This is a genomic window from Polaromonas sp. P1_E12 (assembly GCF_056405975.1).
Genome location: NZ_JBFUBB010000004.1, coordinates 40,537 through 62,356, shown reverse-complemented (window position 1 = coordinate 62,356; position 21,820 = coordinate 40,537). Strand labels below are relative to the sequence as shown.

Below are 21,820 nucleotides of genomic sequence, written 5' to 3'. Positions count from 1 at the left end.
GCCGGTCAGGCGGGGAAGGCCGCCAGCGGCGAAAAACCCGGTTTGCCCTGGGTCGGCGTACGCGCCACGTTCATCACCCAGCACACCATCACAAAATAGCCGGCGAGGCTGACCAGCTCGACCACACCCTGTTCGCCGAAAGTTTTCACTGCCGCGGCGTAGGTGGCGTCGCAGCAGCCGTGCTGGCGCAGCACTTCGAACGTGAGGTCCAGCGCGACGGCCTCATCGGCGGCCAGTTCGTGCGGCTGCCTGCCTTCGGCGATCGCGTCCACAGTGGCCTGGCTCACGCCCGCAGCCACCGCCAGCGGCGCATGCATCAGCCATTCAAACTGGTTGGCGGTATGGCGGGCCGCCACGCAGGTAACGAGTTCGCGGATGCGCGCGTCCAGCGCGCTTTCAAAGCGCAGGTAAGCCCCCACGTCGCCGATGCGGCCCATGAGCTGCGGGCTGCGCAGCAGGGGAATGAACGGGCCAAACACGGCCTTGCGCGGGCCGGCGATCAGTGTGTCTGCAGCGGCCTGCTGCGCGGGTGACATGGCCTCCCGCGGCATCAGCGGCATCCGGTCTTCGGCAAGCTGGAAGAAGCCCTGGGGGACGGCGGGAGCTGGGGGTGTGGTGGCAAGGCTCATGGGGTTCCTGTGGGTGGCTGAATCCCTGAGCGTATCAAAGGGCGCGCCGCCATGTCTTCAGGCAAAAAAAAGCCACCGCGAGGTGGCTTTTGCAAACTTCTTCCGTGAGGAAGATGTCGTTGGGAATCATTGAAATGTTTCACCGACGTTTTGGTTTTTAGTCCCTTTTAGTTCCCCTTTTCCCCTATCCATTGTTGTGACAGCAACGGGAAGAAATGTCGGCGATTACACGCTGTCTGACCATTCTCCAAATAGAGGAGACCGCGCGGTTTAGTGTTGCTGGAGGCCGTACTTCGTGATTTATTTCACGTTTATGGGTGGGCGACCGGCAATTCAACAACAAAAGTCGCGCCGCCGCCAGGCCGGGCTTCGCAACGAACGCTGCCGCCATGGCGCTGGCTGATCGACTTCACCAGGGCCAGGCCGAGCCCCACGCCGCCTTCGCGTTCACTGGCGCCGGGCAACCGGTAAAAAGGTTCGAAAATGCGCTCCCGCTGCTCGGCGGGCACGCCCGGGCCGCGGTCATGCACCTTGATCACGGCCCGCTGTTTTGCGCCGGCCCGGGCCTGTGCCAGCTCGAGGTTAATCTCGCCGGTGCTATAGCGCCGCGCGTTTTCCAGCAGGTTGCGAATCAGCCGGCGCAAGAGGCGTGGAGAGCCCTGTACTGTCAGGCTGTGGCTATCGGCATCAATGCCAAGGCCGGCGCCGCTGGAATCCTGGCTCAGCTCTGCGCTCAACTCCGCATTGACGCGCGAGCATTCTTCGGCCGCCAGGCCCGTGAGGTCCAGGGTTTCAAAAGGCTCCGCGTCGGCCTGCTTGGCGTCGAGGCGGCTGGCCAGCAATATCTCGTCGATCAGCTGGTCGAGTTCGGAGATGCTGCGGGAAATTTCCCTGCGCTGCGGTGATGCGGCGTCGGTGCCCATGAGTTCCAGCCCCATGCGGATACGCGCCAGTGGTGAGCGCAATTCGTGTGACGCGTTGGCCAGCAGCGATTTGTGCGACTCCATCAGGGTTTCGATGCGCTCGGCCGCGTGGTTGAAGCGCCTGGCCAGGAAGGCCACCTCGTCCTTGCCGTCTGCGTTAACGCGGGCCGACAAATCACCGGCGCCCCAGCGCTCTACGCCGCGCTGCAGGGCTTCCAGCCGCAGCGTCAGCCTTCGCATCACGGGGTAGGCGCCCAGCGCCACGGCCAGGCCGACCACGACCAGCATCCAGCCAAAACCAAACGGAGGGCGGTTCCACGGGTTGTTGCCGGGTGGGCGTTTGGGCCGCGGCAACACCAGGTTCAGGGTCTGGCCGTCTTTGGTCAGCACGTCAAATTCCAGGCCGTCACCGGGTTTGCGGTCGGGCTTGGTTTGCGCTGTGCCGATGACTTCGCCCTTGTCGTTGTGCACCAGCACTTCGCGTATCGGCAGCTGCGGCGGGTCGGCGCTCAGGCGCCACGCCGCGCCCACCAGAAAAGTGAGGACCAGCACTGTAGCGACAACAGCCAGCCAGATTCGCACATACAGGTGCGAGGTAAAACGTCCCCACATATGGAGCTCCTATAAGTCCAATTTTCGGGCGGATGGCATCGTTGCGCGGTGCTCGGAATCCTCATGTACCCAAGTGCATTCCGGTGTCCTGCGCTCCGGGCGCCTCGCCCTGCATCCCGACAATTGCATTTCTAGGAGCTCCATAGCCATTTCCCTCCTTAGTCCTGCTGTTTGGCAAAAACGTAGCCGACGCCCCGCACCGTCAGAATGCGTTTCGGGTCTTTTGCGTCGGCCTCGATGGCGCTGCGGATGCGGCCCATGTGCACGTCGATGGAGCGGTCAAAGGCCTCGAGTTCGCGGCCGCGTACGGCTTCCATGATCTGGTCGCGGCTTAGCACGCGGCCGGCACGTTCGGCCAGCGCCACCAGCAGGTCGAACTGGTAAGACGTCAGCTCGCAGGGGTTGCCGGACACCGATACGGTGCGTGCATCGCGGTCGATCTCCAGCGAACCGAAGCGCATGACCTTGTGGCCGCCGCTGGAGGCTGCCGCACCCGTTTCGCCGCCGCGGCGCAGCACGGCCCGGATGCGCGCCAGCAACTCGCGCGGCTCGAAAGGTTTGGGCAGGTAGTCGTCAGCGCCAATTTCCAGGCCGACGATACGGTCCATCGGGTCGCCCTTGGCCGTCAGCATCAGCACGGCGGTATTGGCGTTTTCGCTGCCCTGGCCCTTGATGCGCCGGCACACTTCCAGTCCATCCATGTCGGGCAGCATCAGGTCCAGGATGACCAGGTCGGGCGTTGCGGCTTCCAGTGCTGCCAGACCTGCCGCGCCGTCGGCTGCGTGGGTAAAACCGTAGCCCGACTGGCGCAGGTATTCGCCCACCATATTGGCCAGGCGGGTATCGTCTTCAATCATCAAAAGCTGTTGGGTCATGGCTGGTCCTCGTGTGCAGGTGTTCCCCTTGGGGTGGGATCACAATGAAATTCATGGTGCGCCGGGCGCAACAATCCCGCTTGAAGCCACCGTAAAGTTACGGTAAACCGGGGCAGCGAGCCTCCAGCATACTCCGTGCACGGCACGTCCGCCACGGTGCGGAATTGCTATTGAATTAATAGCTGCTTGCGCTTATTCCTTCTGGGTTTGCGGCGTTTTAAGTCTTGAGGCAAAACCCACCAGAAGTAGCACCGGCAGGCCCAGCAGGGCCGTTGCGGTGAAGAAGTTGCTGTACCCGAAAGAGTCCACATACTTGCCCGAATAGCCGGCCAGAAACTTCGGCAGCAACAGCATCATGGAGCTGAAAAGCGCGTATTGGGTGGCCGAATAATTGATGTTGGTGAGGCTCGACAGGTAGGCGATGAAAGCGGCTGAAGCAATGCCGCTGGAGAGGTTGTCGGCCGAGATCACGAAGATCAGCGCGTTGACGTCGTGGCCCCGCGTGCCCAGCCAGGCAAACAGCAGGTTGCTGGCGGCACTCAGCACGGCGCCCAGCATCAGCACGCGCATGACGCCGAAGCGCATGGCCAGCGCGCCGCCCACGAAGGCACCGACCAGTGTCATCACCACGCCGTAAATTTTGGTCACTGCAGCTACTTCGTCTTTGGTGTAGCCCATGTCGACATAGAACGGGTTGGCCATGATGCCCATGACAACGTCGCTGATGCGGTAGACCGCGATCAGGGCCAGGATCAGCAGCGCCTGCTTGCCGTAGCGGCGCAGGAAATCGGCGAACGGGTCGACCAGCGCGGTTTTAAGCCACTCTGCAGCGTTGCGCGACGGCGCCAGCGGGCGCGGCGCTGGTTCAGGCGACAGCAGCACCGTCGCCATGCCCAGAAGCATGGACGCCGCCATGACCAGGTAGGCCACTTGCCATGCGCCGTGCTGGTAAGTGACGGCGTCGCCTGCGACTTCGGCACGCGCTGCAATCCACAACGCCCCGGCGCCGGCCCAGATCATCGCGATGCGGTAACCCGTTTGGTAGGCGGCAGCCAGTGCGGCCTGGCGCTGGATGTCGGCCGACTCGATGCGGTAGGCGTCCAGCGCGATGTCTTGTGTAGCCGACCCGAATGCCACGGCCAGTGCACACCACACGACGGGTTGCAGTGCCAGCTTGGGGTCCGTCAGTGCCATGCCGACAAGCGCCGCCACGATGACCAGCTGCGACAGCAGCAGCCAGCTGCGCCGGCGCCCAAGCAGACGCGTGAGCAGCGGAATGGGCATGCGGTCCACCAGCGGCGCCCACACCCACTTGAAGCCGTAAGCCAGCCCGACCCAGCTCAGGTAGCCGATGGTGGTGCGGTCTATGCCGGCTTCGCGCAGCCAGAAGCTCAGCGTGCCAAACACCAGCAGCAGGGGCAGGCCGGCGGAAAACCCCAAAAACAGCATGCGCAGCGTGGCGGCTTCGGCATACACGCGCCAGACATCGCGCCAGGCGGGTTTGGGTGCGGCTTTAACAGTGGGGGCTGTAGATGCCGCGCTGTGCGCAGCGACAGGGGCGGATGATGGCAGTTCGGAGGAGGGGGTTTTGTCTGACATGGGCATTTTGATTTGTGACTATTATTCACCCATGTGCTTTTTATGCGAGGCCAAACACTCTGCCTGGGCTGGCCGCCGGGCGTTCCTGCTGGCTGCCGGCGGCGCCGCAGCGACGGCCGTCACCACCCCGCTGCTTGCGCAGGTTGATGTCGGGCCGTCATCGGGGCTGCGCAAGCTGATCCCTGCCGAGGAACTGGAAAACGCCGCCACGCAGGAATATGCCAAGCTGCTGGCGGAGGCAAAGTCCAAAGGGGCGCTGGCGTCGCCGGGCAATCCCCAGCTGCAGCGCATACGCGGCATCGCTACCCGGCTGGTGCCGCAGGCCGCACAGTGGAACGACCGTGCCAACCAGTGGCGCTGGGAGGTCAACCTGCTCGGCAGCAAGCAGATCAACGCCTTCTGCATGCCCGGAGGCAAGATTGCGTTCTACACGGGCATCATCGATCAGCTCAAGCTCACCGACGATGAAATTGGAATGATCATGGGCCACGAAATGGCCCATGCGCTGCGCGAGCATGCACGTTCCCGCATCGCCAAGAGCGCGGGAACCGGGCAGCTGCTCTCGCTGGGTGCGCAATTGCTCGGCCTGGGCCAGCTCGGCGACGTGGCTGCCAACATCGGCACCCAGCTGCTGACGCTGCGCTTCAGCCGCGAAGACGAGACGGACGCCGACCTCGTGGGTCTGGAGCTGGCCGCGCGCGGCGGCTATAACCCGCAGGCATCCGTCAGCCTCTGGGAAAAAATGGCGCAGGCTGGTGGCGGTGCCGGCGGTCCGAGCTTTCTTTCTACCCATCCCTCCGGTCCTGAGCGCATCCAGCAACTGCAGGCCAATGTGCCCAAGGTGCAGGGTCTTTATCAACGCGCGCGCGGCTGATCTGGCCCCTGGTGACCGGTTTGACGCAGCGCGCCGCATTCTTCACGCGCGCCTGGTGGCGGGGCTTCCGGCCGGGACGCACCCGCATCAACTCTCGCGAGCGACTGCGCATTGTCGTTGGGTCGCTGCTGGGTATTTTCGTGACGGGGCTGCTGTGCCACCTGGCTGACCGGATGATGCCGGGCCTGCCCTGGCTGGTGGCGCCGCTGGGCGCCAGCGCCGTGCTGGTGTATGCCGTGCCGGCCAGTCCTATGGCGCAGCCCTGGAATGTGGTGGGCGGTAATACCCTGTCGGCGCTTGCCGGCATTGCGGGCGTGCATGGCATGCATCTGCTGGGCTCGCCGGCGCTTGCGGCCGCAGTGGGCGTGGCCACGGCCATCGCGCTCATGCTGGCGTTGCGCTGCCTGCACCCGCCGGGCGGCGCCACTGCCTTGATGGTGGTGCTGGGCGGAGTTTCCGACCCGCTGTTTGCCTTCTATCCCGTGATGCTCAACTCCGTGCTGCTGGTGGCGGTCGGCGTCGCCTACAACAACGCCACGCGCAGGGCCTATCCCCACACCCAATTGGCCCCGCCGGGCCCCGCGCCGTCCGTAGAAGACCAGTTGCTTGATGCGGATCTGGACGCCGTACTGGCGCGCTACAACCAGGTGCTGGACGTCAGCCGCGACGACCTCAAGACCTTGCTGGCCGAAACCCGGCTGCGCGCGTACGACCGCAAACTGGCGGAAGTCCGCTGCGCCGACGTCATGTCGCGCGATCTCGTCACGGTGGAATTCGGCACTCCGCTGGAAGAGGCCTGGGCCCTGCTGAGGGAGCGCCGCATCAAGGCCTTGCCGGTGGTGGACCGCAGCTTCCGCATCGCGGGCATCATCACGCAGGCCGACTTCATGCGGGCGGCTGAACTCGATTTGTACGAAGGCTTTGACGCCAAGTTGAGGCAGCTGGTGCGCACCACGCGCAGCGTTTACTCCGACAAACCCGAAGTCGTGGGCCAGATCATGACCCGCAACGTGCGCGTAGCGGGCATGCACCGGCGGCTGGTGGAGCTGGTGCCGCTGTTCGGCAGCACCGGTCACCACCACATTCCCATCATCGGGGAGGGAGAGCGGCTGGTGGGAATTATTACCCAGTCTGATGTGATCGCTGCGCTGGGGCGGGCTGCCGATCCATCGGCTTGATGCGCGCGGCGGCCCCAATGATTGAATGCTAATGTATTTAGTTTCCGCGTAGATTCAGGGGTTTTTGCGATAAAGCAGGCTATAAGAATTAATTATTCATCGGTACAGATGATTCGCTTCTGACATCCCGCCGCAAGCGGTGCACCCCAAGGCGAAACCTCGTACTTGTCCTACGCTGCGTTTTGGCACCTGCGCCGTAAGATAAGCCGCATGTGCTTTCTTCTTCATCAAGTGCAACATGCGTGCCCGCGCGGCTTGCATGCCAAGGCGACTTCGGGGCTGGTCACCAGCTTCTCCCGCGGCACCGCATCAAATAGCGCATGGCTGGCGCCAGCTTTCCGGATGCCATGACGCAACCCAACCCGGCCCTGCTCGCATTTCTGGAGGAGCAGCGCGCCGATTACACCCGCTCGTTGCCGCGTCGTCTTGAGCAGGTGGAGGCCTTATGGCAACAAATTCTCAACGGCGACGATCTGGCGCAGGCTCTGCCAACCCTGGAACGCCATGCGCACAGCCTGGCCGGATCTGCGGCAACCTTCGGATGGGCCGACCTCGGTCTTGCGGCCCAGGCGCTGGAACTGGCCATAGAACCTCATGTCGGTGCCGGCCGGCCGCTTTCGCCGCAGGTGCAGGCCGAAGTCGGACGGGCAGTTAAGGCACTGCAGCAGCGCTTTCCCGGTACTGCGTGAACGCCTACGATCAGATCGCACAAAATGTCCATGTTTTCCTCCAACGCTTTTCTGGTCAAGATCAAAATCGCATTGGCTGCAGGCCTTGTGCTGATGATGGTTGTGGGTGCGGCCTCGTACATCGGCATCGACCGCCTGATTGAAACGGCGCAATCCCGGGTGCGCACGGAAGACACGCTGGTGATGCTCGAGCGTGCGGACTCCGGCCTCCGCACGGCCGAGTCCACATTGCGACAGTATCTTCTGAGCGGCAGCCCCCAGGAGCTGGAGGAGTTCCAGCGGGCTCGGGTCGAGTTGCGCGCGATCAGGGCACGCATGCGCAGCGCCAACGTGCTGCAGGAGGCCGTAGAGTTTGACGAACTGATCAACCAGCGCGCCCAGATCGCGAACCAGTCCATCGCGGCGCGCAAGGCGTCCGGCCCCGAAGCCGCTGCGACCGTTCTCGGCAGTGATGCCAGCCGGCAATTGAGGCTGCGCACCGACGGGTTGCTGGAAAACGCGCGTAATCGCGAGGTCCATAAGTGGCGTGACGCGCAGGCCGCGGCGGAGCATAGCGCCCAGTGGGCTCAGGGCTTCATCATCGCGGGAAACCTGCTGTTTGCCTGCATGCTGGCCTGGATGGTCTATGTGGTCAAGCACTATGAGCACGTGCGAAAACGCGGCGAGGAGCAATTGCGAGACACAGAAGTGATGAGCCGCAGCATTACCGAGGGTATGGTCGAAACGGTGATCACCACCACGTCCGACGATATCGTTCTGGAGGCCAACGCGGCGGCTTTGCAACTCTTTGGGTACGAGAAAAGCGATCTGATCGGCCGTGACGTGTCGGAATTGGTGCCGCCGCGGTTTCGCCAGCAATACAAGGATTTCACTTCCATGATGCGGGAGCAGCCGGAAACGTTCCGGATATCCGGGCAGGAAGTGCGCGCCATGCGCAAAGATGGCAGCGAGTTCATGGTCAGTGTGTCTTTTAGTGATGTGCAGGTCGGCGGCCGCCGCCTTTTCACCGCGTTGATGCATGACATTACCGAGAGCAAGCGCATCAGCAAGGCCTTGCGGGCGAGCGAGTCCCAGCTGCGCCAGGTCACCGATACGGTGCCGGCCCTGATTGCTTACCTCGATACGGAGCAGCGCTTTCGCTTTCACAACCGCGCTTACGAAGCTGCTTTCGGCCTGAGCTTCGAGCAGATCGACGGGCACCCCCTGGCTGAAGTGCTGGGTCCGCAGATTTACGAAACCGTCCGGGAGAAAGTGGAAGAAGTGCTGAGCGGCAAGCCGGTCCGCTACGAACGCACCCAGGTGACGCCGCAAGGCGAGCGCAGGCACTTCGCGATGCAGTATTTCCCCCGCTACGGCGAAGGCGCCGCCAAAGACAAGGTCATCGGGTTCTTCTCAATGGGCACGGACATCACCGAGCTCAGGCGTATCGACCGCATGAAGACCGAATTCGTATCCACCGTCAGCCACGAGCTGCGCACGCCGCTGACGTCCATACGCGGCTCTCTGGGGCTGATTTCCGGCGGCGTGGCCGGTGAGCTGCCTGCGGCGGTGAAGAACCTGGTGGGCATTGCCCAAAGCAACTGCGAGCGCCTGATCCGGCTGATCAACGACATCCTGGACAGTGAAAAAATCGAGTCCGGCAAATTGCGCCTGGACCTGCAGGTGGTGGACCTTCGGCAACTGGTGCAGCAGGCGCTGGTCGCCAACGAGGGCTTTGCCGGCCAGCACCGGGTGGACCTCGTGTTGCGGGCGCCTGACGTCGCCCTGCAGGTGCGGATCGACGCCGATCGCATGACCCAGGTTTTGACCAATCTTCTGTCCAACGCGGTCAAGTTTTCGCCGCCGGGCAGCCCGGTGGAGGTCAGGCTGTCAAGGTCGGCGCAGCGCGTTCGCGTCGAGGTGGTTGATGTCGGCCCCGGCATTCCCGAGGAGTTCCACGGTCGCATTTTCCAGAAATTCTCGCAGGCAGATTCTTCCGACACCCGGCAAAAAGGCGGAACCGGCCTCGGCCTGAATATTTCTCGCGCGCTGGTGGAAAAGATGGACGGCACGATCGGCTTCAGCAGCGCGGAAGGCGTGGGAACCACCTTCTTTTTTGAGGTGCCGGAATGGACCAACCCGGTGCCACTGCTGCAACCCGTGCGGATACAGCCGGCTGTTTCAACCCGGCCTCGCATCCTGATCTGCGAAGGCGATCCCGACGTGGCCAGGCTGATCAGCATGATGCTAAGCAAGGCCGGGTTCGACTCCGATATGACACACAGCGCGGAGCAGGCGCTGGCTTGCCTGGCAGCCAACAGCTACGACGCGGTGACGGTAGACCTGAAACTGCCGGGGCAGAACGGCGTGGCCTTTATCGGCCAGCTGCGGGAGGATGAAAGAACCCGCCACCTGCCTGTTGTGGTGATCTCGGCCATGGCCGAGCAGGGGCAGTTGCAGTTCAACCGCAAGCCGCACACGGTGTCGGACTGGCTCAAGAAACCCATTGACGAGCGGTTGCTTATTCACAGCTTGCGACGGGCCGTTGTCAGCGTGGATGAAGGCAAACCGCGCGTTCTGCATGTCGAAGACGACCAGGATATCCAGCAAATCACGGCCGCCATTGCACAGGATTTTGCGACCTTCGAATTTGCCACAACGCTGGACGAGGCTCGCGCCCTACTGCGCCAGCATTCATTCGACCTGATCCTGCTGGACCTGTCGCTCGGCAGCCATTCGGGCTGGGACCTGTTCGAGGATATCGACGCCCTGGATCCGCGTCCGCCGGTGATCGTGTTCTCGGCCGGCGACGTAAACCCGGCAGATGGCAAGCAGGCCGATGCGGTGCTGGTCAAGGCCCATACTTCCAATACCGAACTGCTCAATACAATCCAGCGTGTGCTCCAGATTCCCGCCGACTACCGCCCCACCCAATCCCAACCCCTGATCTGATCATGACCAAACCACTGACCCGTATCCTGTATGTCGAAGACGAACCCGACATTCGTATGGTTGCGCAGATGGCGCTGGAAGCCGTAGGCGGCTTCACCGTTATCGCCTGCGCTTCGGGCCAGGAGGCGCTGGATGCCGCACCGGGCGCCGGCGCCGACCTGCTGCTGCTGGACGTGATGATGCCCGGCATGGACGGGCCCAGCACGCTCAAAGGTCTTCGGGCATTGCCGGCCACGGCCGACACGCCGGTGATTTTCATGACCGCGAAGGTGCAGGCTGCAGAGGTCGCGGTGTACAAGGGCCTGGGCGCCATGGAGGTGATCCCCAAGCCGTTTGACCCGATGGAGCTGTCTAGCCAGATCCAGCGCATCTGGGCAGCACAGTAGAGCCCCCACGGTGGAGTAGAGCCCCCACAGTCGTTCACTGCGTGTAACTCCTTGCCCCCCGAGGGGGCCGCCCGCCTGCGGTCTGGCAAAGCCGAGAAATTGGCACACCCCTATCGGGCTCACTGCGTGTAGCCCTTTTCCCCTTGCAGGGGACTGCGCCTGCGGCCCGGCAAAGCCGGATCCGCGGCCCCGGCTGGGTTGAAAATTCAGGGACTAACCAGCGGGGTATTCACCAGCAGGGGCCGCGGGACTGGCTTTGCCAGACCGCAGGCGCCGCCCCCTGGAAGGGGGGGACAGGCTACACGCAGTGAGCCTGGGCGGGGGTCAAAGTCCAAACTCATAGTCCACGCTCATGGGCGCGTGGTCGGAAAACCGCTGTTCCTTGTAGATATGTTCGCTGCGGGCCAGCGCGGCAAATGACGGCGTGGCCAGGTGGTAGTCCAGCCGCCATCCCACATTCTTGGCATAGGCCTGGCCGCGGTTGCTCCACCAGGTGTAGGCCGCGTCCGTGGCTGTGGGTTGCAGCTTTCGGTAGACATCGACCATACCGCCGCCCTTGACCGAGGGGCCTGTGCGCTCTGTCAGCTCCTGTGCGGCTTCGTTGGCCAGCTCGGCATCGCGCAGCAGCTCGGTCATCCAGGCGCGCTCTTCGGGCAGGAAGCCGCTGTTCTTTTTGTTGCCCTTGAAGTTTTTCAGGTCGATTTCCTGGTGCGCGATATTGATGTCGCCGCACAGCACGAAGTCGCGCGTTTCCTTCAGGGCCAGCAGGCGCGGATAAAACTCGGCCAGGAAGCGGAACTTGGCGGCCTGGCGTTCCTCGCCCGAAGAGCCGCTCGGGAAATAGCAGCTGATGATGGACAGCTTGGGGCTTTGTTTGCGCCCGGGTCTGTCAAAGCGCAGTTCCACATAACGCCCTTCGGCGTCGAATTCGGTGGAGCCGTAGCCCACGATGACATCGCTGGGTTCGTGCCGCGTGTACACGCCGACGCCGGAGTAGCCCTTTTTCTCGGCGAAGTGAAAATGGCCTTTCATGCCGGCGATTTCCTCGAACCGGCCGCTCATGTCGGCGGCTTGGGCCTTGAGCTCCTGCACACAAATACAATCCGGCATGGATTGTGCAACCCAGTCCAGCAACCCCTTGCTGGCTGCGGAGCGGATACCGTTGAGGTTGAGGCTGGTTAATTTAAACATGGGACTTTCAAATGAGCACGGCAGGGAAACGGGACAACAAGGGCAAAGCGCATTCTGCGGACGATGCGCTGGCACTGGAATTCGTGCAGTTTGCCGTCGAATCAGGCGTACTGCGCTTCGGGCAATTCAAGACCAAGGCCGGGCGCATGAGCCCCTATTTTTTCAATGCCGGCCTGTTTGACGACGGAGCCAAGCTGGGCCGGCTGGCGCAATTCTATGCGCGCCACCTGCTGGCCGAAGAAGAGCGCAGCGGTCTTGAATTCGACATGATTTTCGGGCCCGCCTACAAGGGCATTCCGCTGGCTGCCGCGGTGGCCATCGAGCTGGCGCGGCTGGGGCGCAATTTTCCGTTTGCCTACAACCGCAAGGAGGCCAAGGATCACGGCGAAGGCGGCACGCTGGTCGGCGCCCCGGTCAAGGGCCGCGTACTGATCATTGACGACGTCATGTCCGCCGGCACCGCTGCCCGCGAATCCATTGCCATCATCCGGGCAGCCGGGGCCATTCCCCACGCCGTGGCGCTGGCGCTGGACCGGCAGGAGAAGGCCACCGAAAACGGTGTGGATGTGAACCACAGTGCTGTGCAATATGTTACGAATCAGTTGGGGTTGCAGGTTTGTGCGATTGCGCGCCTGACCGACTTGCTGCAGTATCTCTCCAGGCAGGGCGGCACGTCGGCTACAAGCGCTCCTGAAACGTTATCTTTGCAAGCGCACTACCAGTCGGTGCTGGCCTATCGCGAACGATACGGCGTCAATTAAGGATTCGAATTGCTCCTGCGAACCCCGCTCACGGTCACCTGTATTTCACTCATGTGCCTGGCCGGCCCTGTTGCAGCGCAGAACATCTACACCTGTGTAGACGGCAAAGGCCGCAAGATCACGGCAGACCGCCCGATCATTGAATGCATAGACCGCACACAGCAGGAGCTGAGCCCGTCCGGCGCGGTCAAGCGCCAGGTGGGCCCGTCGCTGACCGTGCAGGAGCGCGCCGCCCTTGAGGAAAAAGAGAAGGTCGCCGCCGAAGTGCGCGCACGCGAAGCCGAGGAAAAACGGCGTGACCGCGCCCTGTTGCTGCGCTATCCGCGCCGGGAAGTGCACGACCAGGAACGCGTCACCGCGCTAGCCCAGATCGACGAGGTCATCAAGGCTGCGAGCAAAAGAACGGTGGAACTGGCCGCGCAGCGCAAGAGCATCAACAGCGAGCTCGAGTTCTACGCGAAAGACCCCGCCAAGGCGCCCCTCGCGCTGAAACGCAAGATCGAGGAAAACGACAGCAGCGCCCTGGTACAGAAGAAGTTCATCCAGGACCAGGAGCAGGAAAAAAAACGCGTCAACCAGCGGTTTGACGAAGAGCTGGCCAAGCTCAAGCAGCTGTGGACCATTGCCGGCGTGCCTGCCATTGCGGCCAGTGGTGTTGCTGGCGCCGCAAAAAATTAGCGGCTCGCCCCTGGGCCGCTGCTAACGCCGTCAGAACGGTCAGCCCAGTTTCTTTTTGAGCAACTCGTTCACCTGGGCCGGATTGGCCTTGCCTTTGGTGGCTTTCATGGCCTGGCCGACCAGTGCGTTGAAGGCTTTGGTATTGCCGGATCGAACTTCCTCGACGTTTTTGGCGTTGGCGGCAAGAACATCGTCGATGATTTTCTCGAGCTCGCCGGTGTCGCTCATCTGTTTGAGGCCCTTGGCCTCAATGATGACATCTACGTCCTGACCCTCGCCGGTCCACAACGCATCAAACACCTGCCTGGCGGCATTGTTGGAAATCGTGCCATCCGCAATCCGGCCAATCAGGGCGGCAAGTTGCGCTGCGCTGACGGTGGAAGTTTCAATCGATTTCTCTTCACTGTTCAGCCGCCGCGACAACTCGCCCATGACCCAGTTGCTGGCCAGCTTGGGCTGTTTGCTGAGTGTCGCCACCGCTTCGAAATAAGCTGCTGTTGCCTTGCTTTGCGTGAGCTGGCCGGCGTCGTATTCGGGCAGGGCGTAATCAGCCACAAAACGCGCGGCCATCACACGCGGCAGCTCTGACATGTCGGCGCGGGTCTTTTCCACCCAGTCTCGGCCGATCACCAGCGGCGGCAAATCCGGGTCGGGAAAGTAGCGGTAGTCCGCGGCATCTTCCTTGGTCCGCATCGAACGCGTCTCGCCCGTGTCCGGATCAAACAGCACCGTGGCCTGCTGGATCGCATGGCCGTCTTCGATCTGCTCGATTTGCCATCGCACTTCGAAGTCGATGGCTTGCTGCATGAACTTGAAGCTGTTCAGGTTCTTGATCTCACGGCGGGTGCCCAACTCGGTACCGGGCTTGCGCACCGACACGTTGGCATCGCAGCGGAAGCTGCCTTCCTGCATGTTGCCGTCACAAATGCCGATCCAGGTGACGATCTTGTGCAGCTCTTTGGCGTACGCCACCGCTTCGGCGGACGAACGCATGTCGGGCTCGGTCACGATTTCGAGAAGCGGCGTGCCAGCGCGGTTCAAATCGATGCCGCTCATGCCAATGAAATCTTCGTGCAGCGACTTGCCGGCGTCTTCTTCGAGGTGGGCGCGCACCAGGCGCACCGAGCGTTTCTCGCCGTCCAGGAAAAACTCGACGCTGCCGCCTTGCACCACCGGAATCTCGAACTGGCTGATCTGGTAGCCCTTGGGCAGGTCGGGGTAGAAGTAATTCTTGCGCGCGAACACGCTCTGCTCGGCGATATGCGCGTTCACGGCCAGGCCGAACTCGATGGCGCGTTGCACGGCGCCCTTGTTCATCACCGGCAACGCGCCGGGCAGCGCGAAGTCCACGGCGGAGGCCTGCGTGTTCGGCTCTGCGCCGAACGCGGTGGAAGCGCGGCTGAAGATTTTCGATTGCGTCGTGAGCTGCGTGTGGGTTTCAAAGCCGATGATGACTTCGTAGCCTTGCACCAGCGGCCCGGTGGGGCGACCGGCCTGCATTTCGGCGAAGGGGTTGACGGTGGGTTGGGTCTGGCTCATGTCAAATCACTTGGAGGCTTGGGGGCTGGCGCAGGTGCCAGTCGGTGGCCAGCTGGAACTGGTGCGCGGCGCCCAGCAGCTGCGCTTCCTTGAAATAGTTGCCGATCAGCTGCAGGCCGACGGGCATGCCGCCCGCGCCAAAGCCCGCCGGCACACTCATGCCGGGCAGGCCGGCGAGGCTCGATGAGAGCGTGTAGATATCGGCCAGGTAGCTGGCCACCGGGTCGTCCGACTTTTCACCGATCTTCCAGGCCACGGTGGGTGAAACGGGGCCCGCAATGATGTCGCACTGCGTGAAGGCGGTCTGGAAATCCTGCGCGATCAGGCGGCGGATTTTCTGCGCCTTGAGGTAGTAGGCGTCGTAGTAGCCGTGCGACAGCACGTAGGTGCCGATCATGATGCGGCGCGTGGCCTCGTCGCCAAAACCTTCCGAACGCGACTTCTTGTACATGTCGTTGAGGTCGGTGTAGTTGGCGGCGCGATGGCCGTAGCGCACGCCGTCAAAGCGGCTCAGGTTGCTGCTGGCTTCGGCCGGCGCGATCACGTAGTACACGGGGATGGAGAGCTCGGTCAGCGGCAGGCTCACGTCCACCAATGTGGCGCCCAGCTTTTCGTATTCGGCCAGCGCGGCGCGCACGGCGGCCAGCACGTCAGGTGCGCAACCCGCACCGAAGAATTGCGTGGGCAGCCCGATTCTCAAGCCATTTAACGGCTTTGCACCCGCAGATTGTGCGCCGGCAGCTATCAAATCAGTAGCATAGTCAGTGACAGGCAAGTCCAGCGACGTGGAGTCGCGGTCGGGGTCGGGCCCGGCCATGGCTGACAGCAGCAGGGCGCAGTCGAGCGCACTGCGCGCCATCGGGCCGGCCTGATCCAGGCTGGAGGCAAAGGCCACCATGCCGTAGCGTGAGCAGCGGCCGTAGGTGGGCTTGATGCCGGTGATGCCGGTGAGCGACGCAGGCTGGCGGATCGAGCCGCCGGTGTCGGTGCCTGTCGCGGCGGGCACCAGACGGGCCGCCACGGCGGCCGCCGAGCCGCCCGAGGAGCCGCCCGGAATGCGTTGCAGGTCCCAGGGGTTCTTCACCGGCTTGTAGGCGCTGTTGTCGTTGCCCGAGCCCATGGCGAACTCGTCGCAGTTGAGCTTGCCCAGTGTGACCATGCCGGCTGCGCCGAGCTTGCCCACCACGGTCGCATCAAAGGGGCTGCGGTAGTTTTCCAGGATTTTTGAGCCGGCTGTCGTGGGGAAGTCGCGCGTGACGAAAACGTCCTTGTGCGCCAGCGGTACGCCCAGCAGGGGTGTGCGTTCACCGGCGGCCCGTCGCGCGTCGGCGGCTTTGGCTTGCGCCAGCGACACGTCGGCATTGGTGGACAGGAAGGCGCCCAGCTTTTCCTGCTGGATCCGGGCCAGGAAATGTTGCGTGACCTCAACACTGGAGACTTCGCGGGCGGCCAATCTGGCGGCCAGCTGGGCAACACCCAGGTCGTGGAGGTCAGAAGAAGCGGATGAAGATTTCATGGCGCCGCTCATTCGATCACCTTGGGCACGAGGAACAGGCCGCGTTCTACGGCGGGCGCACTCACCTGGCTGGCCTCGCGCTGGTTGGGCTCGCTGGCGACGTCTTCGCGCAGGCGCAGGGCCACTTCACCGATCACCGCGGCCGGATGGGCCAAAGGTTCCACCCCGTCGGTATTGACGGCTTCCATCTGCTCGACCAGGGCAAAAAAGCCGTTGAGCTGGGCCAGGGTGTGCTCGGTTTCGTCGGGGCGCAATTCCAGCCGCGCCAGATTGGCGACGCGGGCGATGTCTTGGGGTGTCAATGCCATGGGGTAGGGATGAAGGAAATACGGGAAAAATAAACCAGAAAACAGGGGCTGAAACGAGGTGTAAAGCTGAAAAAACAGGCAGGCTAAAGCTATTGATCTATAGGGGATGCGTTATTATCCCGCCTTTGGTGTGAAATCAGGGTTGGATGCGGGCTTTAGGCGTTTTTTAGGTGCCAGAAGCAGATTTCAGAGCGCCTCTGGCTCAACTTCCCCATAATTGCTTGATCAATAAAAAGGCGATGGAGCAACGAAGTTTGCTCATGCTCAACCGGACTCCTGCATATGTTTGAATCATTCCGTCGGTACTTCTCCACCGACCTGGCCATTGACCTTGGCACCGCCAACACCCTGATTTTTGTACGCGACCGCGGTATTGTGCTGGATGAGCCCTCTGTGGTTGCCATCCGCCACGAAGGCGGCCCCCAGGGCAAAAAAACCATCCAGGCCGTCGGCCACGAAGCCAAGGCCATGCTGGGCAAGGTCCCCGGCAACATTGAGGCCATCCGCCCGATGAAAGACGGCGTGATCGCCGACTTCACCGTGACCGAGCAGATGCTCAAGCAGTTCATCAAGATGGTGCACCCGCGCAGCCTGTTCAAGCCCAGCCCGCGCATCATCATCTGTGTGCCTTGCGGCTCCACCCAGGTTGAGCGCCGCGCCATCCGCGAAAGCGCGCTCGGCGCCGGTGCCAGCGATGTGTACCTGATTGAAGAACCGATGGCTGCCGCGATTGGCGCGGGCCTGCCCGTGTCGGAAGCCAGCGGCTCCATGGTGGTCGACATCGGCGGCGGCACGACCGAAGTCGGCGTGATTTCGCTGGGCGGCATGGTCTACAAGGGCAGCGTGCGTGTCGGCGGCGACCGCTTCGACGAAGCCATCATCAATTACATCCGCCGCAACTACGGCATGCTGATCGGCGAGCCCACCGCCGAGGCCATCAAGAAGAGCATCGGCTCGGCCTTCCCGGGCTCCGAAGTCAAGGAAATGGAAGTCAAGGGCCGCAACCTGTCCGAAGGCGTGCCGCGCAGCTTTACGATCTCCAGCAACGAAATCCTCGAAGCCCTGACCGACCCGCTCAACAACATCGTCAGCGCCGTGAAGAACGCGCTGGAGCAAACGCCGCCCGAGCTGGGCGCCGACATCGCCGAGCGCGGCATGATGCTGACCGGCGGTGGCGCCCTGCTGCGCGACCTGGACCGCCTGCTGGCCGAAGAAACCGGCCTGCCGGTGCTGGTGGCCGAAGACCCGCTGACCTGCGTGGTGCGCGGCTGTGGCATTGCGCTGGAGCGCATGGACCGCCTGGGTTCCATCTTCACCTCGGAATAAGCGTCTTCACTTCATGCTGCACGCCGGGCATGAAGCGGGGCCAGCCTGACAGCGAACCATGCCTTTAGGAACCCTCGACAGATCCCCGCCGCCCTTTTTCAAACAGGGGCCTTCGGCGCTGTCCAAGCTGGTGTTTTTCAGCGCGCTGTCGCTGTTCCTGATGGTGGCCGACACGCGTTTTCGCATTACCCAACCGGTGCGCGCCGCGCTGGCTACGGCCTTGTATCCGGTGCAATGGCTGGCGCTGCAACCGGTGCGCGCTGTCAAAAGCAGCGGTGAATATTTCACCACCCTCAATCAGGCCAAAACCAGCAGCGAAGAAGCCGGCCGCAAGCTCGCGCTCCAGTCGCTGCGCGCCGGCCAGGTCGAGCAGCTCACGCAGGAGAACAACCGCCTGCGCAAGCTCATGGGCCTGCGTGAACAGCTCGGCACGCCGGTGATGGCTGCCGAGGTGCTGTATGACGCAGCGGACCCTTACACCCGCAAGGTGATCATCGACAAAGGCATGGCGCAGGGCGTTGACCTGGGCTCGCCGGTGCTGGACGAGTCTGGCGTGCTGGGTCAAGTCACCCGCGTGCATCCGCTGGTCAGCGAAGTGACCTTGCTGGTCGACCGCGACCTGGCGATTCCGGTGCTCAATGTGCGCACCGGCGCGCGCAGCGTGGCCTATGGCGACCCGACCGTTTCGGGCAGCGGCCTGGAGCTGCGCTTCATGGGCAGCAACTCCGATGTGCAGCAAGGCGACCTGCTGACCACCAGCGGCGTCGACGGCGTCTACCCGGCCGGCCTGCCGGTGGCCAAAATCAGCCGCATCGAGCGGCGCGCGGAATCGGCGTTCGCAAAAATTTTCTGCACACCGCAGGCGCTCGTGACGGGTGCGCGGCACGTTATCGTGGTCAAGCCCGGCACCGGCCAGATCCCGCCACGGCCCGACGACACGCCCGAACCTGCACCCAAAAAGAAGGGGGCTTCGAAATGATCATGCGATCGGGCCAGCAGCTGCTGCTGCCGGCCAATCCCGTCTTCATCTGGTGCAGCCTGATCGCGGCGCTGCTGCTGGACATGCTGCCCCTGGGCCGCGTGCCGTGGATGCCCGATTTCCTGGCCCTGGTGCTGGTGTTCTGGAACGTGCACCAGCCGCTGCGTGTCGGCATCGGCGTGGCTTTCATGTTCGGTCTGGGCATGGACGTGCACCAGTCCTCACTGCTGGGCCAGCATGCGCTGTCCTATACGGCGCTGAGCTTTTTTGCCACGATGATCCATCGCCGCCTGCTCTGGTTCACGGTACCGTCGCAGGCCTTGCAGGTACTGCCGCTGTTTGCGGTGGCGCATGGTGTGGAGCTGGTGATCCGCATGATCGGCGGCGGCATTTTCCCGGGCTGGATCATGCTGCTGGCGCCGCTGATTGAGGCCGTTTTGTGGCCGGTGGTAAGCGTGCTGCTGCTGGTGCCGCAGCGCCGTGCACCCGATCCCGACCAGAACCGGCCACTCTAGATATGGCCCCCACGCTAGATATGGCCCCCACGGTCGCTCACTTCGTGTGTTCCCTGCCCCCCGAGGGGGCCGCCCGCCAGCGGCCTGGCAAAGCCAGTTCCGCGGCTCATGCTGGCCTTTTTCGGCTCGCTTCGCATCGCCTTTGCAGCAACAGGTGTTGCGGGCACTTTTTGGCGGTTTTAGAGTCGCATCATCATGACTGAGCTGCGCAACGTTGAAGCGGATTTGTCGCGCTTTCGTGCGCGGGTGCTGGTGGCCAGCTTTGCGGTGCTGTGTGCTTTTTCTCTGCTGGCGGCGCGGCTGGTGTATTTGCAGGTGTACCGCCATGCCGACCTGAACGAGCAGGCCGAAAGCAACCGGACGGCCATCGTGCCCATCGTGCCCAACCGGGGGTTGATCCTGGACCGCAATGGCGTTGTGCTGGCCACCAACTATTCGGCCTACACGCTGGAGATCACGCCTTCCAAGGTCGACAACCTGGAAGAAACCATTGCCGCGCTGGAAAAGGTGGTCGACATCCAGGTGCGCGACAAGCGGCGTTTCAAGCGGTTGCGCGAAGAATCCAAAAGTTTTGAATCGCTGCCCATACGCACGCGCCTGACCGACGAGGAAGTCGCCCGGTTTGCGGCGCAGCGTTTCCGTTTTCCGGGTGTTGACATCAAGGCCAGGCTGTTTCGCAGCTACCCCTATGGCGAGCTGGGCAGCCACGTGGTGGGCTACATCGGCCGCATCAACCAGGCGGAAAAAGAAATCATTGAAGGCAGCGAAGACGAAGGCAACTACCGCGGCACCGACTACATCGGCAAGCTCGGCGTCGAGCAGAGTTTTGAGCAGCAGCTGCACGGCACCACCGGCGTCGAGCAGGTCGAGACCTCGGCGGGCGGCCGCGCCATGCGCAAACTCGCCAGCAACCCGGCCACGCCCGGCAACACCGTCATGCTGTCGCTGGACATCCGCCTGCAGAAGCTGGTGGAAGACATGTTCGGCGACCGGCGCGGCGCGCTGGTGGCCATGGACCCGAAGACCGGCGACGTGCTGGCGTTTGTCAGCAAGCCGACTTTCGATCCCAACCTGTTCGTGGACGGCATCGACACGGAGAGCTGGCAATACCTGCGGGATTCGCTGGACAAGCCCCTGCTCAACCGCGCGCTGCGCGGCACCTACCCGCCGGGCTCCACCTACAAGCCCTTCATGGCCATGGCGGCGCTGGAAACCGGAAAGCGCTCCGCCAGCTTCATCGTCAACGACAACGCCTCCTGGAGTTTCGGCGGCCACGTCTTCCGCAGCCACGGCGACATTGCGCTGGGGGCGGTGGACATGTACCGCGCCATCGTGAAGTCGAGCAACGTGTACTTCTATTCGCTGGCCAACGAACTCGGCGTGGACGCCATGCACGACTTCATGCAGCCGCTGGGCTTTGGGCAGATCACCGGCATCGATATCAGCGGTGAAGTCACGGGCGTGCTGCCCAGCCAGGCCTGGAAACGCAAAGCCTATAAAAGGCCGGAGCACCAGAAGTGGTACCCCGGCGAAACCATCTCACTGGGTATCGGGCAGGGCTACAACACCTTCACCATGCTGCAGCTGGCGCAGGCCACGGCCGTGCTGGCCAACAACGGCGTCAAGCACCGGCCGCGGCTGGTGATCGGCACGCAGGACCCGGTGACGCGCGTGATGCACCCGCTGCCGGCCGATGCGCCGGAAAACCTGGGCTACAAGGCTGAAAACATCGCGATCGTGCGCAAGGCCCTGGTTGGCGTCACCCAGGAAGGCACCTCGGCACGCGTGTTTGCCGGCGCGGGTTATCTGAGCGGCGGCAAAACCGGCACGGCGCAGGCGGTCACCATCGGCCAGAAAGACAAGTACAACAGCAGCAAGATGGAAGAGTACCAGCGCGACCACGCTGTTTACATGGCGTTTGCGCCGGCGGAAGACCCCAAGATCGCGCTGGCAGTGATCGTGGAAAACGCCGGCTGGGGCGCCGGGGTGGCGGCGCCGATTGCACGGCGTGTTTTTGACTATGTGCTGCTGGGCCAGTACCCGAGCGAGGAAGACATGGTGGCGGTGCAGAAGGGGCTGGCGGCAGCGCCCATCGGCAAGCCGCGCCAGGCCGCCGACGTGGCCGGCCAGCTGTCGGCCGGCGCAGCAGGCGCTTCCCCCGGCCCCACGAACGCCGCGGCTGCCGCTGCCGCCAAAGCCAGGACGGCGGCGATTGCGGAGGCGCTCAGCAAGCTGCCGCCGCCCATGGCGGCAGCGGGCATCAACCCCGATTAAGCCGGCCGTCGCTATCGATTTGATAGCTGCTTGCGCA

General features: G+C 63.2%; 19 protein-coding genes. 11 read left to right on the top strand and 8 right to left on the bottom strand.

What is annotated here, in order from left to right:
• Positions 1 to 5: 5 nt before the first annotated feature.
• The 4 genes from AC1D13_RS12835 to AC1D13_RS12820 all read right to left on the bottom strand — a co-directional run bounded on the left by AC1D13_RS12835 (position 6) and on the right by AC1D13_RS12820 (position 4,644).
• Positions 6 to 629, bottom strand: a complete 624-nt coding sequence (locus AC1D13_RS12835) for a carboxymuconolactone decarboxylase family protein (protein WP_477689670.1) — start codon at positions 627 to 629, stop codon at positions 6 to 8.
• Between the two features lie 311 nt (positions 630 to 940).
• A complete protein-coding gene (locus AC1D13_RS12830) occupies positions 941 to 2,164 on the bottom strand; it encodes an ATP-binding protein (protein ID WP_477689669.1) in 1,224 nt (407 codons plus the stop codon).
• Between the two features lie 158 nt (positions 2,165 to 2,322).
• Entirely contained in the window at positions 2,323 to 3,039 is a 717-nt protein-coding gene (locus AC1D13_RS12825; protein WP_457281718.1) for a response regulator, read from the bottom strand.
• A gap of 192 nt (positions 3,040 to 3,231) precedes the next feature.
• Positions 3,232 to 4,644 carry an AmpG family muropeptide MFS transporter gene (locus AC1D13_RS12820; protein WP_457281717.1) on the bottom strand — a complete coding sequence of 471 codons (1,413 nt, stop codon included), beginning with the start codon at positions 4,642 to 4,644 and terminating at the stop codon, positions 3,232 to 3,234.
• 25 nt (positions 4,645 to 4,669) lie between these two features.
• Here AC1D13_RS12820 and AC1D13_RS12815 point away from each other — a divergent pair, with 25 nt between their 5' ends.
• From AC1D13_RS12815 to AC1D13_RS12795, 5 genes are all read left to right on the top strand, one after another.
• The gene (locus AC1D13_RS12815) at positions 4,670 to 5,512 is read left to right on the top strand and encodes a M48 family metallopeptidase (RefSeq protein ID WP_457281716.1); all 843 of its coding nucleotides are present in this window, start codon (positions 4,670 to 4,672) and stop codon (positions 5,510 to 5,512) included.
• Between the two features lie 20 nt (positions 5,513 to 5,532).
• Positions 5,533 to 6,690 carry an HPP family protein gene (locus AC1D13_RS12810; protein WP_457281715.1) on the top strand — a complete coding sequence of 386 codons (1,158 nt, stop codon included), beginning with the start codon at positions 5,533 to 5,535 and terminating at the stop codon, positions 6,688 to 6,690.
• Positions 6,691 to 7,010: 320 nt separating this feature from the next.
• Positions 7,011 to 7,379 carry an Hpt domain-containing protein gene (locus AC1D13_RS12805; RefSeq protein ID WP_477667555.1) on the top strand — a complete coding sequence of 123 codons (369 nt, stop codon included), beginning with the start codon at positions 7,011 to 7,013 and terminating at the stop codon, positions 7,377 to 7,379.
• A gap of 30 nt (positions 7,380 to 7,409) precedes the next feature.
• Positions 7,410 to 10,310 (top strand): PAS domain S-box protein, encoded by a 2,901-nt coding sequence (locus AC1D13_RS12800; protein WP_457281713.1) that lies wholly within the window; start codon positions 7,410 to 7,412, stop codon positions 10,308 to 10,310.
• Between the two features lie 2 nt (positions 10,311 to 10,312).
• Positions 10,313 to 10,696, top strand: a complete 384-nt coding sequence (locus tag AC1D13_RS12795; protein WP_457281712.1) for a response regulator — start codon at positions 10,313 to 10,315, stop codon at positions 10,694 to 10,696.
• 324 nt (positions 10,697 to 11,020) lie between these two features.
• Here AC1D13_RS12795 and AC1D13_RS12790 read toward each other — a convergent pair whose 3' ends face one another.
• The gene (locus AC1D13_RS12790; protein ID WP_457281711.1) at positions 11,021 to 11,887 is read right to left on the bottom strand and encodes an exodeoxyribonuclease III; all 867 of its coding nucleotides are present in this window, start codon (positions 11,885 to 11,887) and stop codon (positions 11,021 to 11,023) included.
• 11 nt (positions 11,888 to 11,898) lie between these two features.
• Here AC1D13_RS12790 and pyrE point away from each other — a divergent pair, with 11 nt between their 5' ends.
• Both pyrE and AC1D13_RS12780 read left to right on the top strand, forming a co-directional pair.
• The gene (gene pyrE, locus AC1D13_RS12785) at positions 11,899 to 12,648 is read left to right on the top strand and encodes an orotate phosphoribosyltransferase (protein ID WP_477689668.1); all 750 of its coding nucleotides are present in this window, start codon (positions 11,899 to 11,901) and stop codon (positions 12,646 to 12,648) included.
• A gap of 9 nt (positions 12,649 to 12,657) precedes the next feature.
• A complete protein-coding gene (locus AC1D13_RS12780; protein ID WP_457281709.1) occupies positions 12,658 to 13,326 on the top strand; it encodes a DUF4124 domain-containing protein in 669 nt (222 codons plus the stop codon).
• A 39-nt stretch (positions 13,327 to 13,365) separates the two neighbouring features.
• Here the strand turns inward: AC1D13_RS12780 and gatB are convergent, their stop codons facing one another.
• The 3 genes from gatB to gatC are packed head-to-tail and all read right to left on the bottom strand — an operon-like array spanning position 13,366 to position 16,689.
• Positions 13,366 to 14,826, bottom strand: coding sequence for an Asp-tRNA(Asn)/Glu-tRNA(Gln) amidotransferase subunit GatB (gene gatB, locus AC1D13_RS12775; RefSeq protein ID WP_457282079.1), 1,461 nt, complete (start codon positions 14,824 to 14,826; stop codon positions 13,366 to 13,368).
• Positions 14,827 to 14,866: 40 nt separating this feature from the next.
• Entirely contained in the window at positions 14,867 to 16,381 is a 1,515-nt protein-coding gene (gene gatA / locus AC1D13_RS12770) for an Asp-tRNA(Asn)/Glu-tRNA(Gln) amidotransferase subunit GatA (protein WP_457281708.1), read from the bottom strand.
• A gap of 8 nt (positions 16,382 to 16,389) precedes the next feature.
• Positions 16,390 to 16,689, bottom strand: coding sequence for an Asp-tRNA(Asn)/Glu-tRNA(Gln) amidotransferase subunit GatC (gene gatC / locus AC1D13_RS12765; RefSeq protein WP_457281707.1), 300 nt, complete (start codon positions 16,687 to 16,689; stop codon positions 16,390 to 16,392).
• 282 nt (positions 16,690 to 16,971) lie between these two features.
• Between gatC and AC1D13_RS12760 the strand changes: the two genes are divergently transcribed.
• The 4 genes from AC1D13_RS12760 to mrdA all read left to right on the top strand — a co-directional run bounded on the left by AC1D13_RS12760 (position 16,972) and on the right by mrdA (position 21,783).
• Positions 16,972 to 18,015, top strand: a complete 1,044-nt coding sequence (locus tag AC1D13_RS12760) for a rod shape-determining protein (RefSeq protein ID WP_457281706.1) — start codon at positions 16,972 to 16,974, stop codon at positions 18,013 to 18,015.
• Positions 18,016 to 18,073: 58 nt separating this feature from the next.
• Complete coding sequence (gene mreC / locus AC1D13_RS12755; RefSeq protein ID WP_457281705.1) at positions 18,074 to 18,994, top strand: rod shape-determining protein MreC; 921 nt, start codon at positions 18,074 to 18,076, stop codon at positions 18,992 to 18,994.
• Positions 18,991 to 19,509 carry a rod shape-determining protein MreD gene (gene mreD / locus AC1D13_RS12750; RefSeq protein ID WP_457281704.1) on the top strand — a complete coding sequence of 173 codons (519 nt, stop codon included), beginning with the start codon at positions 18,991 to 18,993 and terminating at the stop codon, positions 19,507 to 19,509. Before mreC ends, mreD begins: the two co-directional genes overlap by 4 nt.
• 195 nt (positions 19,510 to 19,704) lie before the next feature.
• Positions 19,705 to 21,783: a penicillin-binding protein 2 gene (gene mrdA / locus AC1D13_RS12745; protein ID WP_457281703.1), complete on the top strand. Its 2,079-nt coding sequence runs from the start codon at positions 19,705 to 19,707 to the stop codon at positions 21,781 to 21,783.
• Positions 21,784 to 21,820: the final 37 nt, after the last annotated feature.

What these genes read in the sequence shown, in the direction of transcription:
- AC1D13_RS12835 (WP_477689670.1), bottom strand. Translation starts at nt 629, where the DNA reads ATGAGCCTTGCCACCACACCCCCAGCTCCCGCCGTCCCCCAGGGCTTC.
- AC1D13_RS12830 (WP_477689669.1), bottom strand. Translation starts at nt 2,164, where the DNA reads ATGTGGGGACGTTTTACCTCGCACCTGTATGTGCGAATCTGGCTGGCT.
- AC1D13_RS12825 (WP_457281718.1), bottom strand. Translation starts at nt 3,039, where the DNA reads ATGACCCAACAGCTTTTGATGATTGAAGACGATACCCGCCTGGCCAAT.
- AC1D13_RS12820 (WP_457281717.1), bottom strand. Translation starts at nt 4,644, where the DNA reads ATGCCCATGTCAGACAAAACCCCCTCCTCCGAACTGCCATCATCCGCC.
- AC1D13_RS12815 (WP_457281716.1), top strand. Translation starts at nt 4,670, where the DNA reads ATGTGCTTTTTATGCGAGGCCAAACACTCTGCCTGGGCTGGCCGCCGG.
- AC1D13_RS12805 (WP_477667555.1), top strand. Translation starts at nt 7,011, where the DNA reads ATGGCTGGCGCCAGCTTTCCGGATGCCATGACGCAACCCAACCCGGCC.
- AC1D13_RS12800 (WP_457281713.1), top strand. Translation starts at nt 7,410, where the DNA reads ATGTTTTCCTCCAACGCTTTTCTGGTCAAGATCAAAATCGCATTGGCT.
- AC1D13_RS12795 (WP_457281712.1), top strand. Translation starts at nt 10,313, where the DNA reads ATGACCAAACCACTGACCCGTATCCTGTATGTCGAAGACGAACCCGAC.
- AC1D13_RS12790 (WP_457281711.1), bottom strand. Translation starts at nt 11,887, where the DNA reads ATGTTTAAATTAACCAGCCTCAACCTCAACGGTATCCGCTCCGCAGCC.
- pyrE (WP_477689668.1), top strand. Translation starts at nt 11,899, where the DNA reads ATGAGCACGGCAGGGAAACGGGACAACAAGGGCAAAGCGCATTCTGCG.
- gatB (WP_457282079.1), bottom strand. Translation starts at nt 14,826, where the DNA reads ATGCAGGCCGGTCGCCCCACCGGGCCGCTGGTGCAAGGCTACGAAGTC.
- gatA (WP_457281708.1), bottom strand. Translation starts at nt 16,381, where the DNA reads ATGAAATCTTCATCCGCTTCTTCTGACCTCCACGACCTGGGTGTTGCC.
- gatC (WP_457281707.1), bottom strand. Translation starts at nt 16,689, where the DNA reads ATGGCATTGACACCCCAAGACATCGCCCGCGTCGCCAATCTGGCGCGG.
- AC1D13_RS12760 (WP_457281706.1), top strand. Translation starts at nt 16,972, where the DNA reads ATGTTTGAATCATTCCGTCGGTACTTCTCCACCGACCTGGCCATTGAC.
- mreC (WP_457281705.1), top strand. Translation starts at nt 18,074, where the DNA reads ATGCCTTTAGGAACCCTCGACAGATCCCCGCCGCCCTTTTTCAAACAG.
- mreD (WP_457281704.1), top strand. Translation starts at nt 18,991, where the DNA reads ATGATCATGCGATCGGGCCAGCAGCTGCTGCTGCCGGCCAATCCCGTC.
- mrdA (WP_457281703.1), top strand. Translation starts at nt 19,705, where the DNA reads ATGACTGAGCTGCGCAACGTTGAAGCGGATTTGTCGCGCTTTCGTGCG.